At 66.6% G+C, this 14,903-nt stretch carries 14 protein-coding genes; 9 read left to right on the forward strand and 5 right to left on the reverse strand.

Going from position 1 to position 14,903, the window contains the following annotated elements; all coding sequences use genetic code 11:
- Positions 1 to 8: 8 nt before the first annotated feature.
- The 8 genes from AL072_RS31760 to AL072_RS31795 all read left to right on the forward strand — a co-directional run bounded on the left by AL072_RS31760 (position 9) and on the right by AL072_RS31795 (position 7,701).
- The gene (locus tag AL072_RS31760; RefSeq protein WP_045585438.1) at positions 9 to 2,363 is read left to right on the forward strand and encodes a PEP-utilizing enzyme; all 2,355 of its coding nucleotides are present in this window, start codon (positions 9 to 11) and stop codon (positions 2,361 to 2,363) included.
- The gene (locus AL072_RS31765; protein ID WP_045585439.1) at positions 2,360 to 2,998 is read left to right on the forward strand and encodes a gamma-glutamyl-gamma-aminobutyrate hydrolase family protein; all 639 of its coding nucleotides are present in this window, start codon (positions 2,360 to 2,362) and stop codon (positions 2,996 to 2,998) included. Before AL072_RS31760 ends, AL072_RS31765 begins: the two co-directional genes overlap by 4 nt.
- 90 nt (positions 2,999 to 3,088) lie before the next feature.
- Positions 3,089 to 3,835, forward strand: a complete 747-nt coding sequence (locus AL072_RS31770) for a phosphocholine cytidylyltransferase family protein (RefSeq protein WP_045585440.1) — start codon at positions 3,089 to 3,091, stop codon at positions 3,833 to 3,835.
- Between the two features lie 67 nt (positions 3,836 to 3,902).
- Positions 3,903 to 4,967 (forward strand): Lcl C-terminal domain-containing protein, encoded by a 1,065-nt coding sequence (locus AL072_RS31775; RefSeq protein ID WP_045585441.1) that lies wholly within the window; start codon positions 3,903 to 3,905, stop codon positions 4,965 to 4,967.
- Positions 4,934 to 6,127 (forward strand): sulfotransferase domain-containing protein, encoded by a 1,194-nt coding sequence (locus AL072_RS31780; protein WP_045585442.1) that lies wholly within the window; start codon positions 4,934 to 4,936, stop codon positions 6,125 to 6,127. The genes AL072_RS31775 and AL072_RS31780 overlap by 34 nt, the downstream gene beginning before the upstream one ends.
- A 115-nt stretch (positions 6,128 to 6,242) precedes the next feature.
- Entirely contained in the window at positions 6,243 to 6,575 is a 333-nt protein-coding gene (locus tag AL072_RS31785; RefSeq protein ID WP_014189879.1) for a hypothetical protein, read from the forward strand.
- Positions 6,572 to 7,489, forward strand: a complete 918-nt coding sequence (locus AL072_RS31790) for a C1q-like domain-containing protein (protein WP_045585443.1) — start codon at positions 6,572 to 6,574, stop codon at positions 7,487 to 7,489. Before AL072_RS31785 ends, AL072_RS31790 begins: the two co-directional genes overlap by 4 nt.
- On the forward strand, positions 7,483 to 7,701 hold the full coding sequence (locus tag AL072_RS31795; protein ID WP_045585444.1) for a hypothetical protein: 219 nt from the start codon (positions 7,483 to 7,485) through the stop codon (positions 7,699 to 7,701). The genes AL072_RS31790 and AL072_RS31795 overlap by 7 nt, the downstream gene beginning before the upstream one ends.
- Positions 7,702 to 8,049: 348 nt before the next feature.
- Here AL072_RS31795 and AL072_RS31800 read toward each other — a convergent pair whose 3' ends face one another.
- Together AL072_RS31800 and mtnA are read right to left on the reverse strand one after the other, a co-directional pair.
- Complete coding sequence (locus AL072_RS31800) at positions 8,050 to 8,901, reverse strand: sulfotransferase family 2 domain-containing protein (RefSeq protein WP_144428453.1); 852 nt, start codon at positions 8,899 to 8,901, stop codon at positions 8,050 to 8,052.
- A gap of 197 nt (positions 8,902 to 9,098) precedes the next feature.
- Positions 9,099 to 10,190: an S-methyl-5-thioribose-1-phosphate isomerase gene (gene mtnA / locus AL072_RS31805; RefSeq protein ID WP_045585446.1), complete on the reverse strand. Its 1,092-nt coding sequence runs from the start codon at positions 10,188 to 10,190 to the stop codon at positions 9,099 to 9,101.
- Between the two features lie 286 nt (positions 10,191 to 10,476).
- Here mtnA and AL072_RS31810 point away from each other — a divergent pair, with 286 nt between their 5' ends.
- Positions 10,477 to 11,364, forward strand: coding sequence for an S-methyl-5'-thioadenosine phosphorylase (locus AL072_RS31810; protein WP_045585447.1), 888 nt, complete (start codon positions 10,477 to 10,479; stop codon positions 11,362 to 11,364).
- 73 nt (positions 11,365 to 11,437) lie between these two features.
- Here AL072_RS31810 and AL072_RS31815 read toward each other — a convergent pair whose 3' ends face one another.
- From AL072_RS31815 to AL072_RS31825, 3 genes are all read right to left on the reverse strand, one after another.
- Positions 11,438 to 12,607 carry a DegT/DnrJ/EryC1/StrS family aminotransferase gene (locus tag AL072_RS31815; protein WP_045585448.1) on the reverse strand — a complete coding sequence of 390 codons (1,170 nt, stop codon included), beginning with the start codon at positions 12,605 to 12,607 and terminating at the stop codon, positions 11,438 to 11,440.
- A gap of 153 nt (positions 12,608 to 12,760) precedes the next feature.
- A complete protein-coding gene (locus AL072_RS31820; protein WP_045585449.1) occupies positions 12,761 to 13,831 on the reverse strand; it encodes an alpha-ketoacid dehydrogenase subunit beta in 1,071 nt (356 codons plus the stop codon).
- Positions 13,818 to 14,774 (reverse strand): thiamine pyrophosphate-dependent dehydrogenase E1 component subunit alpha, encoded by a 957-nt coding sequence (locus tag AL072_RS31825; RefSeq protein ID WP_045585450.1) that lies wholly within the window; start codon positions 14,772 to 14,774, stop codon positions 13,818 to 13,820. Before AL072_RS31825 ends, AL072_RS31820 begins: the two co-directional genes overlap by 14 nt.
- Positions 14,775 to 14,903: the final 129 nt, after the last annotated feature.

Raw genomic sequence — 14,903 nt, forward strand, 5'->3', positions numbered from 1 at the left:
GACTGCCCATGGACACCTCCGCCTTACCGCTCCGGATCGCCTTCGGCAGCAAAGCCGAAACCCTGGAGCGCCTCGCGCCGCATTTGAGGACTGCGCACGTCCTTGATCTGGTTCGCTTCCGGGCCGTCGATTGGAACGCGGGCGGCATGGAGGCGATCCTCGACCGGATCGCCACCACGCCGTGGGGCAGGCAGGGGCCTCTGATCGTCCGGTCCTCCGCCGCGGCGGAGGACCGGGAGGGGCAATCCCTGGCCGGGCATTTCGTGTCGATCGGAAACGTCGATCCGGCCGGGCTGCCGGCCGCCGTCGCCGAGGTGGCGGCCTCCTTCGGGGACGAGCCGGTACCGGCCGATCAGATCTTCGTCCAGCCCATGCTGACGGCGGCCATGAGCGGCGTCGCCTTCACCCGGGATCCCAACACCGGCGCCCCCTACCTGATCGTCAATTACGAGGAGGGCGGCGACACCGCCGCGGTCACCGGCGGCCACGCCGCCGAATTGAAGACCTTCGTCTACTGGAAGGGCGCCACGGTGCCGTGCCCGTCCCCCCTCGACCGGGTGGTGGCGCTCGCCGGCGAACTGGAAGGGCTGCTCGGAGGGGAAAGTCTCGACATCGAGTTCGCCTTCTCGCCGACAGGCGAGCTGTACCTGTTCCAGGTGCGGCCGCTGTCCGCCGCCTGCGGAACGGCCGTCGGCACCGACGAGCACCGGCCGCTGCTGGAAGCCATCGCCCAGAAGATCGCCCAGGCCAATCGGCCGCACCCCTACCTGCGCGGCCGCCGTACCCTGTACGGCGTCATGCCCGACTGGAACCCGGCCGAAATCATCGGCATCCGGCCGCGGCCGCTGGCGCTGTCGCTGTACCGGCAGCTGGTGACCGACAGCGTCTGGGCCTACCAGCGCCACAATTACGGCTACCGGAACCTGCGCAGCTTTCCGCTGATGCGGTCCTTCCATGGGCTGCCGTACATCGACGTCCGCCTCAGCTTCAATTCCTTCATTCCGGGCGATGTGCCTGACACGCTCGCCGACCGTCTGGTGGACTGCTACATCGACCAGCTCGCGGCGGCACCGGTGCTCCACGACAAGGTCGAGTTCGAGATCGTCTTTTCCTGCTACACCTTCGACCTCGACACCCGTCTGCAACGTCTGCGCGGCTTCGGCTTCTCGGAGCGCGATCTCGAGGAATTGACCCAGAGCCTGCGCCGGCTGACCAACCGGGTCATTCACCGTGAAACCGGCTTGTGGCGCAACGACAGCAAGAAGATCGGGATACTGGAGGAGCGGCAGCGGACCATCCGCACCACCGACATGGACATCGTCAGCCGCATCTATTGGCTGATGGAGGATTGCAAGCGCTACGGCACCCTGCCTTTCGCCGGTTTGGCCCGCGCCGGCTTCATCGCCGTCCAGATGCTGAAATCGCTGGTGGCGGTCGGCGCGATCGAGCCGCAGCAGTACGACGCCTTCATGACCAGCCTGGAGACCGTCAGCGGCCGTATGACGCGCGACCTGCGCGCCCTGTCCCGGTCGGAATTCCTGGAGAAATACGGGCACCTGCGCCCCGGGACCTACGATATCCTGTCGCCACGCTACGACGAGGATCCGGAACGCTACCTCGGTGCCGAGCACGGGGCCGGTCCGCACGACGAGGGCGCGGCGCCGACTTTCGCCTTGTCACTGCCCCAGATGCGCCGGATCGACGCCCTCCTGAACCAGCACTCCCTGGAAATGGACGTGGTCAGCCTGTTCGACTTCTGCCAGGCCGGCATCCAGGGCCGCGAGCATTCGAAATTCGTCTTCACCCGTTCGCTGAGCGAGGTGCTGTCGCTGCTGACCCGCCTGGGCGAACGCTATGGACTGTCGCCGGACGACATGTCCTACTTCGATGCCTCTCTTATCGACGATCTCTACGCGTCCAGTTGCGACATCGAGGCGACGCTGCGCCACAGCATCAGCCAGGGCCGCGCCCGCTATGCGGAAACCCAACGCATCGTGCTGCCGCCGCTGATCAGCCAGCCCGAGGAGGTCTGGGCTTTCCACATTCCTCCCACCGAACCCAACTTCATCACCCAGCGGACGGTGGAGGGGCCCGTGCGGTCCCACAAGGCGCCGGCATCGGAGCTGAAGGGGGCGGTGGTGGTGATCCCCAGCGCCGATCCGGGCTTCGACTGGATCTTCTCCCACGGTATCGGCGGCTTCATCACCGCCTATGGCGGGGTCAATTCCCACATGGCCATCCGCGCCGGCGAACTGAACCTTCCTGCGGTGATCGGGGCCGGGGAAACGCTGTTCAACCAGTGGAAGGACAACCGCCGCCTGCGCATCGACTGCGCGTCCCGCCGGGTGGATGTCCTGCAATGACGACGGTCCGGCCCGTGGCCGCGCGCCTGATCGCCGTCAGTCAGCGGGTGGACGTGATCGCCGGCCGCAATGAGCGGCGCGACTCCCTGGATCAGCGGTGGACCGGCTTCCTGGACGCCTGCGGCCTGCTGCCCGTGGCGATGCCCAACACGGCGTCGCCCGCTCTCGCGGCGGCCTGGCTGGAGGCGGTGGCTCCCGCCGGCATCCTGCTGACCGGCGGCAACGATCTGGCGGCCTATGGCGGCGACGCCCCCGAACGCGACGCCGTGGAAGTCCTGCTGATCGAGCACGCGGTCACCCGGCGCGTCCCGCTGATGGCCGTCTGCCGGGGCCTGCAGATGCTGATGCACCATTTCGGCGCCGGGCTGGAACGGGTGACGGGCCATGCCGGCACCGATCATCCGGTCGTCCTGGACGACGGCGCGACGGACACCGTGAATTCCTATCACAATTGGAGCTTCACGAGCGTTCCGCCCGGTTTCACCGCCTGGGCGACCGCGCCCGACGGCGTGGTCGAGGCGGTCCGCCACGACACGTTGCCGCTGTTCGGCATGCTCTGGCATCCCGAACGCAATGCCCCCTACCGCGCCGTGGACCTCGATCTGGTCCGTCGTCATTTCGGAGGTGATCGGTAACGGGGGCTTGCTGCACCGTCCACGGGTCCGCCGCATCCGCGCCTTCCCGCTTTCCCTGAATTTGGTTTTCCCTGAATTTGGAGTGCTTCCGTGAAAGCGATCATCCTTGCCGCCGGGCGTGGCAGCCGCATGAAGGCCATGACCGAGGACCGGCCGAAGTGTCTGGTCGAAATCGCCGGGCGCAGCCTGCTGGACTGTCAGCGTGCCGCCCTGACCGGTGCCGGCGCCGGCCCGTTGGCCGTGGTGCGTGGCTACCGCGGCGAGGCGTTCGAGGGACGCGGGCTGACCCTGTTCGACAATCCCCGCTGGGCCGAAACCAACATGGTCATGTCGCTGGTCCAGGCAGCCCCGTGGCTGAGCGCCGAACCGTGCCTCGTCAGCTACGCCGATATCTTCTACCCGGCGGAGACGGTGTGCCGGCTGATGGCGGCCGAAGGCGACATCGTTATCAGCTACGATCCCGACTGGCTGGCCCTGTGGCAGTCGCGCTTCGCCGATCCGCTGGCCGACGCCGAGAGCTTCCTGCTCGACGCGACCGGCCGGGTCGTCGACATCGGCCGCAAGGTCCAGAGCCTCGACGAGATCCAGGGCCAGTACATGGGCTTGCTGAAATTCACCCCCGCCGGCTGGGCCCAGGTCACCGGCTATCTCGACGGGCTGGAACCGGCGGCGCGCGACAAGCTGGACATGACCGGCCTGCTGTCGCGGCTGATCGCCGCCGGCGTGGCCATCCGGGCGGTGCCGAGCGCCCCCGGCTGGGGCGAGGTCGATTCCGAAAGCGATCTCGACCATTACATCGCAGAGGTGGCTGCCGGGCGCGTCGCGCTGCCGGTGTGAGGCCGCTGCACCGGAGCACTCCGCCCGCCCCGCTCCAGAATCCCCCGACTTGAGGAACAAGACGGTTATGAGCCGGCGTTTCATCGACCATGGAGACGGCACCATCACCGATGCCGATACCGGCCTGATGTGGCGCGCCGATGGCGGCACGCCCGATCTGCCGGGCGTGCCGGGCGGGCGGAAGCCATGGTCCGGTCCCCTCGCCGCGCCGCCCGCCGAGTTGCCGACGCTGCGCACCGGCTGCTTCGGGCCGCTGCCCGATCTGGACCTCTCCGGCCGGCCGGTCGGCTATGCGGTGTTCGACTATATCGACGGGCTGAACGCCGCGGCCTTCGCCGGTTACGCGGACTGGCGCCTGCCCAACGTCAACGAGCTGGCCAGCCTGGTGAACGAGGCGGTGCCGCATAGCCATTTCTGGCTGATGGAGAACGGCTTCCGCAACCTCGAAACCCACTGCAACTTCTGGAGTTCGACCACCTGCCACGGTCATCCCGACCAGGCGTGGCACGTCCATTTCACCAACAGCGGCAACGTCCACACCAGCTACAAGGCGTGGTGCGCCCATCATGTGCTGCCGGTGCGTGGCCGGAACAGCGGCCCGAGCCGCATCCTGCAGACCGGACAGACCCTGTGCTACAGCGCCGATCTGGTGCCGCAGCCCCTGCCGGACGGCAGCGGGCGCGGCCAGGATGGCGACCTGCGCCTTGGCACGCCCTGGCCGGCGGACCGCTTCGAGGTGCGCGACGGAGGCTCGGCCGGCCGGGTGGTGGTCGACCGCCTCATGGGGCTGGCCTGGGCGTCGCCGCTGAATCTGGCCATGCCCAGGGACGCCGCCGTGGAGATGGTGCCGCGATGCTATGCCGGGTATTGCGGGCTGGACGGCTGGCGCCTGCCGGAGCGGGAGGAACTGCGCTCGCTCACCGACTATGGCTGTTCCAACCTGCTGGACCTGATGCATCGGGCCGGTTTCGAGGATGTGCGGAACGTCGATTACTGGGTTGGAACGCCCTACGCCAACGTTCCCGACAGCTACGCATGGTCGTTCGGTTTGGCCTGGGGACTCTACGCGCGCGAGCGGGCCGGGTTCCGGGCGGGGGTGTGGCCGGTCTGCCCTTTCCCGCTGCCGGTGTAGGAGAAGGCGCTGCCTGCACCGGCGCCGCTGCGCCGTCCCTGGCCATCCTGACCTCCCCGCCCTTTGCCTGCGGAGTGGCCTGGCTGGTCAACATGCTGCTGGAACTGGGCATCCGCACCACGCATTGGGGTACGGCCAAGGGCACGGGCGGCGGCAGCCCCTGGCGGGAATGCGGCGACGGCTGGACGCTGGATGAGCCGGCGCTGAGCCTGCTCAAATGGCACCTGCCCATCCTGCACCAGGACGAGCCGCTGCGCTTCCGCGACGGCCTGGAGGTGGTGTGGGAGCACCGTCTCGATCTTGCCCGCAGGCCGGGCGAGGCCGTCATCCTCTACCTGCGCGATCCGCGCGATGCCATCCATTCGCTGTACCGGCGCAACTACGCCCACGCCCTCGGCTACCACGCCTATCTCGACCGCCTGGACGTCTGGCCCGACCATTTCCCGAACCTGTTCTTTTTGCCGCCGCCCGAGACCTATCTGCTGTTCACCCTGTTCTGGCTGACCGTCGGCGAGACGGTGCCGCTGCTGACCGTCACCTTCGAAGGCATGCGTGCCGATCCGGTCGGGACGGTGCGCCGCGTGCTCGCCCACCTGGGGCAGGCGCGGCCGGATGACGGGATCGTCCGCGCGCTGGAACGCTCCAGCTTCCATGCGGCACGCCAGGCCATGCTGCGCACCAGCGCCGAGCAGGGAACGGAGCGCCTGACCGCCGCCAAGGGTGAAGTCGGCGAATGGCGGACCACCCATGACGACGCGGCCCTCGCCCGCTTCGCCCGGCCGCTCGCCCGGTTCGAAGCGCTGCTGGCCGACCTGCCGGCCGCCGAGGCAACGTGGCAGGCCGAGGCCATTCCACGCGATCCTTTCGGTTGGCTGGAGGCGGGCGCTCCAGCCAATCTGGCCGCGGTTCTGGACGCGGTGGCCGGCAGGCCGGCGACGCAGCTCTCCGCCCACGCCGCGGTGGCGGCCGGCTGGTTTACCGCCCAGGCAGCCGGAGGACCGGACTTCACACCGCCGCTGCCGCGGCGCCTGTTCCTGCGCTTCTACGCCTTTCTTCTTGAAGGACTGGACTCCGCCCCCATCGACACCTTGCTCCGTTCCCGCCACATCGACCGCATCCACGGACTTTGCCGGGAGATGGTGGGAGCGATGCCGGAGTGACCGCTTCCGCCGGCCACCGAGCGAACGCCAAAATTAGGAATTATATCTTGATATGCCGGTCAGAAAGCGGATAAGGCTCCTATATTGCGCCATATAGGAAAGGAAGCGGACCACCATGAAGGGATTGCTCCTCGCCACCGACGACATGGGGCGGTGTCTGGACGTGATCGGCGTGTCGGACAGCCGCCACACCCTGGTGATGGCCCCAGGCCAGGGCAAGACGCTGCCGGTGCCGGCCGGCGCCACGATGATGCTGGTCAACGCCACGGCCAATGTCTGGGTTCAGTATGACGGGCCGGCGGCCGTGCCGGTGGTGGACGATCTCGGCGGCGGGGCGCCGGAACTCAATCCGGGGCCGCGTTTCATCAAGGGGATCGCCGCCATCGGCATCAGCGCGGCACAGGCGTGCGAAGTGGGCGTGACGTTCTATCGGGGAGGCAGCCTGTGACCTCACGCTACAGTTTCGCGCCCGTCGGCGCGTCGACCGGGCGGCCGGTCTTCACCGGCACGGTGACTCTGCCGGCCGGCACCGCGGCGGCGCCGGGATTGGTCTTCGCCGGCGACGTCGCCACCGGCTTCTACCGCGTCGCGCCCGGAACCGTCGGCCTGGCGGGAGCCTTGCAGGTCGACAGCCATCCTGTCTGGCACGGCGGGAACGACGGCGCCGGATCAGGGTGCGACGCCGACCTGCTCGACGGACAGCAGGGCAGCTATTACCAGCCGGCCGCTCCCGCCCTGGGCGCGCTTGCCGGACTGGACACCGCCGTCGGGTTGGTCGAGCAGACCGGCTCCACCCTGTTCGCCAAGCGCCCGCTCGGCACCGGCTCGGCTGACGCGGTCCCCACCCTGGGCGATGCCGACGCCCGCTATGCCCGGCTGAGCGGAGCGACCTTCGGCGGCGCCGTACGGAACACCGGACAGCCCGCCTTCCTGGCCTTCCTGTCGTCCCAGCAACTGAACGCAACGGGGGATGGAACGCTCTGCACCATCCTGTGCGATACCGAGATTTTCGACCAGACCAACGCCCACAACCCGGCGACCGGGATCTTCACCGCACCGGTGACCGGCTGCTACCGGTTCGACTGCACGGTCTGCCTGATCGTCGGCGCGACGCACACGCGCGCCGAACTGATCCTGGAGACGAGCAACCGCCTGCATTTCCTTAGTCAGATCAATGCGGCGGCGGTGCGGGACGCGACCGGGAACGCGGTGATCATGGCCGGCTCCCGCCTCGTGGACATGGACGCCGGGGACATCGCTTTCATGCGGGTCAAGGTTTCGAACGGCACCAAAGGCGTATCGGTGTTCGGCACGACGGCGAGTGCGATCTACACGTCTTTCGCGGGGAGGCTGGAATGCTGAGCGATTACCAACGCGCTGTACTGGCCGACATCGTCGTGGATCCAGACGCGTGGTTCGCCCATGTGTCTGCAGAGTTCGGGTCGGAGGCTGCTGCAGCCCATCTGGAGGCCAAGGTCGCTCGCGCTGCCCCAGCCTACGAGGCGGCTCGCGCAGCTCAGGGGTCGGCCTATCAGACCCGAGCCGAACGGGCCGCTCTGGCCGGCGCTCTCTGATAAGAAGGCGGCTCCCAGTGTGTTTGCCTGCGGGCCGCCTCTCTGATTAACAACAAAGATATCAAACTCAACGTCTTCCCAAATAGACTTTGGGATTTAGATGTGTCTGCAGAGTTCGGGTCGGAGGCTGCTGCAGCCCATCTGGAGGCCAAGGTCGCTCGCGCTGCCCCAGCCTACGAGGCGGCTCGCGCAGCTCAGGGGTCGGCCTATCAGACCCGAGCCGAACGGGCCGCTCTGGCCGGCGCTCTCTGATAAGAAGGCGGCTCCCAGTGTGTTTGCCTGCGGGCCGCCTCTCTGATTAACAACAAAGATATCAAACTCAACGTCTTCCCAAATAGACTTTGGGATTTAGGCTCGCTTCAGCGTGCCGACGTTGGTGTTGAAGTATTCCACGGCTGGGCCATAACGGTCATAGAAGCGCTGTCGCAACACATTATAAATCTTGATGTCGTCGGCCAGCATTTCCTCAAGCCGCCCTAGCGTCTCGGTGTCCAGATTTTCTTTACGGCGACTGCTGGTGCTGGAGCAGTGGACTTCCCACATCGGCGCTGCCGGGAGTCCGATCAGCGCAGCCAGAGTGAACACTGACGCATCAAAGGCTTCGGTCAACCCGATAAAGGCGCAATGCCGATCAGCGGCTTCGAGCGCGGCTTCAACGGACATATCAATGCCTATCGTCTCCCATCTGGCCTGCGGAGACGTCAACACCTTCACCCAGGCAGCAAAAGTGCCATGCTGGATGTTGCTGCGCCCGCTTGGGGTCGTGATCCATTCCTCGAATGGCATCCCGGCTTCGATGTCGGGAAGCACCCATTTCAACCCTTGACCCCGGTGTTTCACCTGCCAATAGAACGAACTCATGGCCTTTTGAACTGGGTCGCGGACCATGCTGACCACGGCCGTCTTTGCGGACAGCACATGAAGGATGTTCCGCTTTACGTGGATGTGCACCCACCGCAAATTGTGCCGATATGACTCCGGTTGTGCCTCAAACCAATCTACCTCTTCTTGGAAGGTTAGCGGTTTGTTGCGATCCGGGAAGGCCCGTTGGAACGCTACTAGGAAACTCGTGCCACCGCATTCCGTAATGTGCAGCTGCAAATATTGCTGGGCGTCACGAATGAGTTTCCCTTGGGGTAACTTCGCAACCCACTCATCAATTAGTTCTGTCGGCACGGTATTTCCGTTCGGCAGCAGCATAGGGACGGACGGGCTAAAGTCGATTACCGATTGCCGCATAATAATCTGCTCTGTTTAAATGATGGGCTAGCGCCAAGGTGTTTCCTAACATTGCCCTTTACGCTGATAACACTCAATAGTGATGGGGTCAATCCGCATCCCCATGATCTGGCGGATGCTTCGCGGCCGCCCTCGGAAATAATCCTCAGGACAGTCTCTCAGCCCCGCTCCGGAAACAGCCCCAGCAGTCCCTCGCGTGAGGCGGGGCAGACGCCGCGTTCGGTGATCAGACCGGTCACCAGCCGGGCCGGCGTCACGTCGAAGCCGTAGTTGGCGACCGGGCTGCCGTCGGGGGTGACGCGCACCGTCTCGATCCGGCCGTCGGCGGTGCGGCCGGTCAGTTCGCTCACCTCGCGGCCGTCGCGTTCTTCGATGGGGATCTCCCGCACGCCGTCGGCGATGGTCCAGTCGATGGTCGGCGAGGGCAGCCCGACATAGAAGGGCACGCCGTTGTCGTGCGCGGCCAGTGCCTTCAGGTAGGTGCCGATCTTGTTGCAGACGTCGCCGGTCGCGGTGGTGCGGTCGGTGCCGACGATGCACAGGTCGACCTTGCCGTGCTGCATCAGATGACCGCCGACATTGTCGGCGATCACGGTGTGGGGAACGCCGTGGTGCTTCAGTTCCCAGGCGGTCAGGCTGGCGCCCTGGTTGCGCGGCCGCGTTTCGTCCACCCAGACATGCAGCGGGATGCCCTGCTCGAAGGCGGCATAGACCGGGGCGAGCGCCGTGCCCCAGTCGACGGTGGCGAGCCAGCCGGCGTTGCAGTGGGTCAGCACGTTGACCGGCCCCCCCGGTGCCTTGCGCGCCGCCGCGGCGCGGATCAAGGCGGCACCGTGCAGGCCGATGGCGCGGTTGATCTCCACATCCTCGTCGGCGATGGCCGCGGCTTCCGCCTCTGCCGCGCCGACGCGTTGCGCTTCCGGCAGCGGCGCCAGCAGACCGCGCATCCGCTCCAGCGCCCAGCGCAGATTCACCGCCGTCGGCCGGGTCGCCAGCAGGGTGGCGCAGGCCCGTTCCAGCCCGCGGTCGCTGGCGTCGGCGCGCAGGGCCAGGGCCACGCCATAGGCGGCGGCGGCACCGATCAGCGGGGCGCCGCGCACCAGCATGGCGCGGATGGCGTGGGCGGCCTCCTCCAGGCCGGTCAGGCGGACGACGGCGAAATCATGCGGCAGCCGGGTCTGGTCGATGATGGCGACGACGCCATCGCCCTCCGGCCAGATGGTGCGATAGGCCGCCCCGTCGATCCGCATGACATGACACTCCATCAAAAGCCGGACTGGTCAAAACCGGCCTGGTTCCAGAACCGAGCTGGCGAGATTAGGTGGTGGACGGCCCGGCATCAATGCACTTTTGGCGGGAGGCCGCAGCCCAACGGTCGCCGAATGCAGCATCCTGCGCGTCACGGGAAGCCTCTTGGGAAATGCCTGCGGGCTCCTCCGGCGACCGGTGGTTTTCTGCACTCCGCCCGAGGTCCGCTGTTGCTTTCTCCCGGTGTGCTCGGAATAGTCCCACCAGCTTCAGCGGAGAGAGCGGGACATGAGCAACGGTGCAGTTGGCGAAACGGTTTTGGGCGTGATCGGCGGCAGCGGCCTTTACGACATCGACGGGCTGGAGAACACCCGCTGGGTCAAGGTGACGACCCCCTTCGGCGACCCGTCCGACGAGCTGCTGACCGGCGAATTGGCGGGCCGGAAGCTGGTCTTCCTGCCGCGCCATGGCCGCGGCCACCGCATCCCGCCGTCGGAGTTGAATTTCCGCGCCAACATCCACGCGCTGAAGCAGCTGGGCGTGACCGAGATCCTGTCGGTCTCCGCGGTCGGCTCGCTGAAGGAGCATCTGCCGCCCGGCAGCTTCGTGGTGATCGACCAGTTCATCGACCGCACCTTCGCCCGCGACAAGACCTTCTTCGGCAGCGGGCTGGTCGCCCATGTGGCGCTGGGCCATCCGGTCTGCGGCCGGCTGGGCGACCTGATCGAGCAGGCGCTGGTCGAGCTGGACATCCCGCACCAGCGGCGCGGCACCTACATGGTGATGGAAGGGCCGCAATTCTCCACCGTCGCCGAATCGAACCTGTACCGCAGCTGGGGCTGCGACGTCATCGGCATGACCAACATGCCGGAAGCCAAGCTCGCCCGCGAGGCGGAGATGTGCTACGCGACCGTCGCCATGGTCACCGATTACGATTGCTGGCACGACGGGCACGACCATGTCTCGGTCGATGCGGTGATCAAGGTGGTGGTCGCCAACGCCGGCAAGGCGCGGTCGCTGGTCTCGGCCCTGGCGCCGAAGGTGGCGCGGCGCGAGGGCCCCTGTGCCCAGGGCTGTCACACCGCACTCGACAACGCCATCATGACCGCCCCCGGCCACCGCGACCCTGCGATGCTGGAAAAGCTGTCGCTGATCGTGAAGCGTACGCTGGGCTGATCCGTCATGCGCAAATGAAAACGGCGCCCGCTCCTGAAGAAGCGGACGCCGTTTTCATTTCGAACCGGGGATCTCAGCGGCAGGCCGCGTCGAGAACCTTGTGCAGGCGGGTGATCTGTTCGTCGAGCGGGAAGGGATGGTTGCCGACGAAGAAGCCCTGGTCATGCGCCAGATTGGCGTTTTCGACGCCGCCGACCACCTCGTAATCGTAATGCTTGATCACGTCGTGGCGCAGGAAACAGCCGCCGGTGATGATGCGGAAGCCGATGTCGGCCTCGGTCAGGGCGGCGAACACCGCCTTGCGGTCCTGCGGGCGCTTTGGGTTCAGGATGATGGTGAAGCTGAAGGCGGAGCTTTTGCCGTTCTCGCGCTGGATGATGAAGCGCTCATCCCCGGCGAACAGCGACTGGAACAGGGCCAGGTTCTTGCGGCGCGCCTCGGTGAAGGCCGGCAGTTTCTTCAGCTGCTCCAGGCCGACGGCACCCTCCATCTCCAGCGGACGGACGTTGTAGCCGGGCAGGATGAAGCGGTAGGCCTCGAAATGGTCGTTGCCGCCGCGCTGGTACAGCGGGGTGTCGTGCGGCAGGTCGCGGGTCCAGCCATGGGCGCGCATCGCCTTGACCAGATGGTAGAGCTCCAGGTCGTCGGTCAGCACCATCCCGCCTTCCATGGTCGAGATGTGGTGCGAGAAGAAGAAGCTGAAGGTGTTCAGGTCGCCGAAGGTGCCGGTCTTCTTGCCGCCCAGCTCGGCATCCATGGATTCGCAGTTGTCCTCGATGAAATACAGCCCATGCTCGTCGGCGAAGCGGCGCATCACGTCGAGGGCTGCCGGGTTGCCCAGGATCGACACCGCCATGATCGCGCGGGTGCGCGGGGTCAGCGCCTGCTCCAGCTTGGAAACGTCCATGTTCAGCGTGTCGAGCTCGACGTCGATGAACTTCAGCTTCAGGCCGTACTGCTGCAACGGGTGGTAGGTGGTGGCCCAGGAGATCGCCGGGACGATCACCTCGTCGCCGCGCTGGAGCGGACGCTCCTTCTTGTAGAACAGGGCGGCGACCGCGACCAGATTGGCCGAGGAACCGGAATTGACCATCACGGCGTATTTGGCGCCGAAATAGCTGGCGAAGGCCGCTTCGAAGGCGGCGACATTCTCGCCCATGGTGAAGCGCCCGCTCTTCACCACGCGCTGGATCGCCTCAACCTCTTCCTCGCCCCAAGTCGGCGCGGCAAGCTCATAGAACATGGATCATCCCCGGATGGTTCGGACGGCGGGACGAAGGCCTTCCCCGCGCGCCGCAGACGTGAGTGATAAAGACGGGGGAGAGCATTCCGCGCAACCATCGGCCGCGGGAGGCCCCAAATGGTCCCCTGGAAGGCCTCCCCCGGAACGGATCTCTTAGAACGGACCCTTGAACTGCGCCTGATAAGCCAGCCGTGCGTGTTCGGGATCCGGGCGCCAGGGCGAGCCGTTCGGGCGGGCCATGGCATAGGCCGCCTCGGCGATGGTCGAGGGGTTGGGGTAGAAATGCTGTTCCAGCGCCGGCGTGGTCGGGCAGGTGGTGGGGGCGAAGCCCATGCGGCGGATCTGCAGCGGCCCGGAGCCGCCCAGACGTTCCGACACCTGGGAGGTGATCTCGGCACTGGCGCCGCAGTTGATCCAGCTGTTGTCGACCACCAGCAGCCGGCGGGTGCGGGCCACGGAGTCCACGATGGTGTCGATGTCCAGCGGAACCAGCGTGATCGGGTCGATCAGGTCGACGCCGACATCCACCTCGCGCAGCAGCTCGGCGGCGCGCAGGCATTCGATCGCCATGTTCGACACGCCGACGACGGTGATGTCCCCGCCCTCCAGCATGCGGCGGGCCCGGCCGAACTCGACCGTGTAAGGGGCCTCCGGCACCGGCGCCTCGGTCGGATAGAGCAGGCGGTGCTCCATGAAGATGACCGGGTTGTCGTCGCGGATGGCCGCGATCATGCAGCCCTTGGCGTCATAGGCGTTGGACGGCGCCACCACCTTCAGCCCCGGCACATGCATGAACATCGAATGCAGGCCCTGGGAATGCTGCGCGCCCTGGCCCCAGGACTTGCCGATCATCGACCGGGCGACCATCGGCACCTTGACGGCACCGCCATACATGTAATGGGCCTTGGCCGCCATGTTGACGAGCTGGTTCATGCACAGCAGCAGGAAATCCATGCGGATGTGGACATGGATCGGCCGCATCCCGGCCATGGCGGCGCCGATGGCGACGCCGGTCATCGCGTCTTCCGACAAGGGCGTGGTGAAGATGCGCTCCGGCCCGAAGCGCTCCAGCAGGCCACGGGTCGACCCCTGGATCGCCTTGTGGTCGTCGACGTCGAGACCGAAGACGAAGACGCTTTCGTCGCGCGCCATTTCCTGGGATACGGCCTCGGCCAGGGCGTCGACGTAGCGGAGCTGGCGCGTCGCGGCGTTAGGCGAAGACATGACGGTACAGCTCCTCGGCGGCGGGGAAGGGGCTTTGCTCGGCGAAGGCGACGGCGGCGTCGATGGCGGCTTGGGCTTCCGCCTCGATGGCGGCGCGCTCCGCCTCCGGCAGCAGGGCGGCGATGCGCGGCACTTCGTCGCGGGCTTCCCACGGCTCCATTTCCGTCCGCGGACGGTAGCCCTGGTCGTAATCCTCGTTCGGGCCGACATGCTCGCGCCAGCGGTAGGCGTGGCATTCGATCAGCGCCGGCCCTTCGCCGCGGCGCAGCTTGTCCACCAGTTCGGCCGCGGTGTCGCGGACCTCGAACAGGTCGCCGGACGTGATCTTGCGCGCATCGATGCCGAAGGTCGCCACCCGCTCGCAGAAGCGGTCGGTCGCCCAGCGCTTCGACTGCGGCTCGTGGATGGCGTAGAAGTTGTTCTCGCAGACGAACAGGATCGGCAGCTTATGCAGCGCCGCGAAGTTCAGCGTCTCGTAGAAGCAGCCCTCCTCCGACGCGCCGTCGCCGAAGAAGGCGACGATGACCCGGTCGGTCTTCTGCCGCTTCAGGGCGAGGGCGTAGCCGGCGGCGATCGGGATCGTCGTGCCGACCACGGCGGAGGCGCCGAGCACATTGGCCTTGGTGTCGATCAGATGCATGGAGCCGCCGCGTCCGGCGGCGCTGCCGGTCGCCTTGCCGTACATCTCGGCCATCATCGCAGCCGGATCGCCGCCCTTCGCCAGATAGGCGGCATGTCCCCGGTAGGTGCCCGACACGGCATCGTCCGGCCGCAGAACGTCGCAGACGCCGACCGAGATGAATTCCTGGCCGATGGAGAGGTGCACCGGGCTCTTGATCTTGTCCGAAGGGTAGATCGCAGCCACCCGCTCTTCGTAATGGCGGATGAAGTAGAGGGAGCGGTACAGCCTAGCGATGGTCTCCGGGGTATACTGGGATGTCATTGATACGGATCCCGCGAAGAGATGAACAGGGGCCACGATCCAGTCGCGATGATGAGGCTGCACGCAAAGACCTCTTGCCGAAGGTCGAAGGCACGCCGCCGGATCCCACGCCACATCGAATAGCATACG

The sequence above is a fragment of the Azospirillum thiophilum genome (assembly GCF_001305595.1).
In the GTDB taxonomy this organism is placed as follows: domain Bacteria; phylum Pseudomonadota; class Alphaproteobacteria; order Azospirillales; family Azospirillaceae; genus Azospirillum; species Azospirillum thiophilum.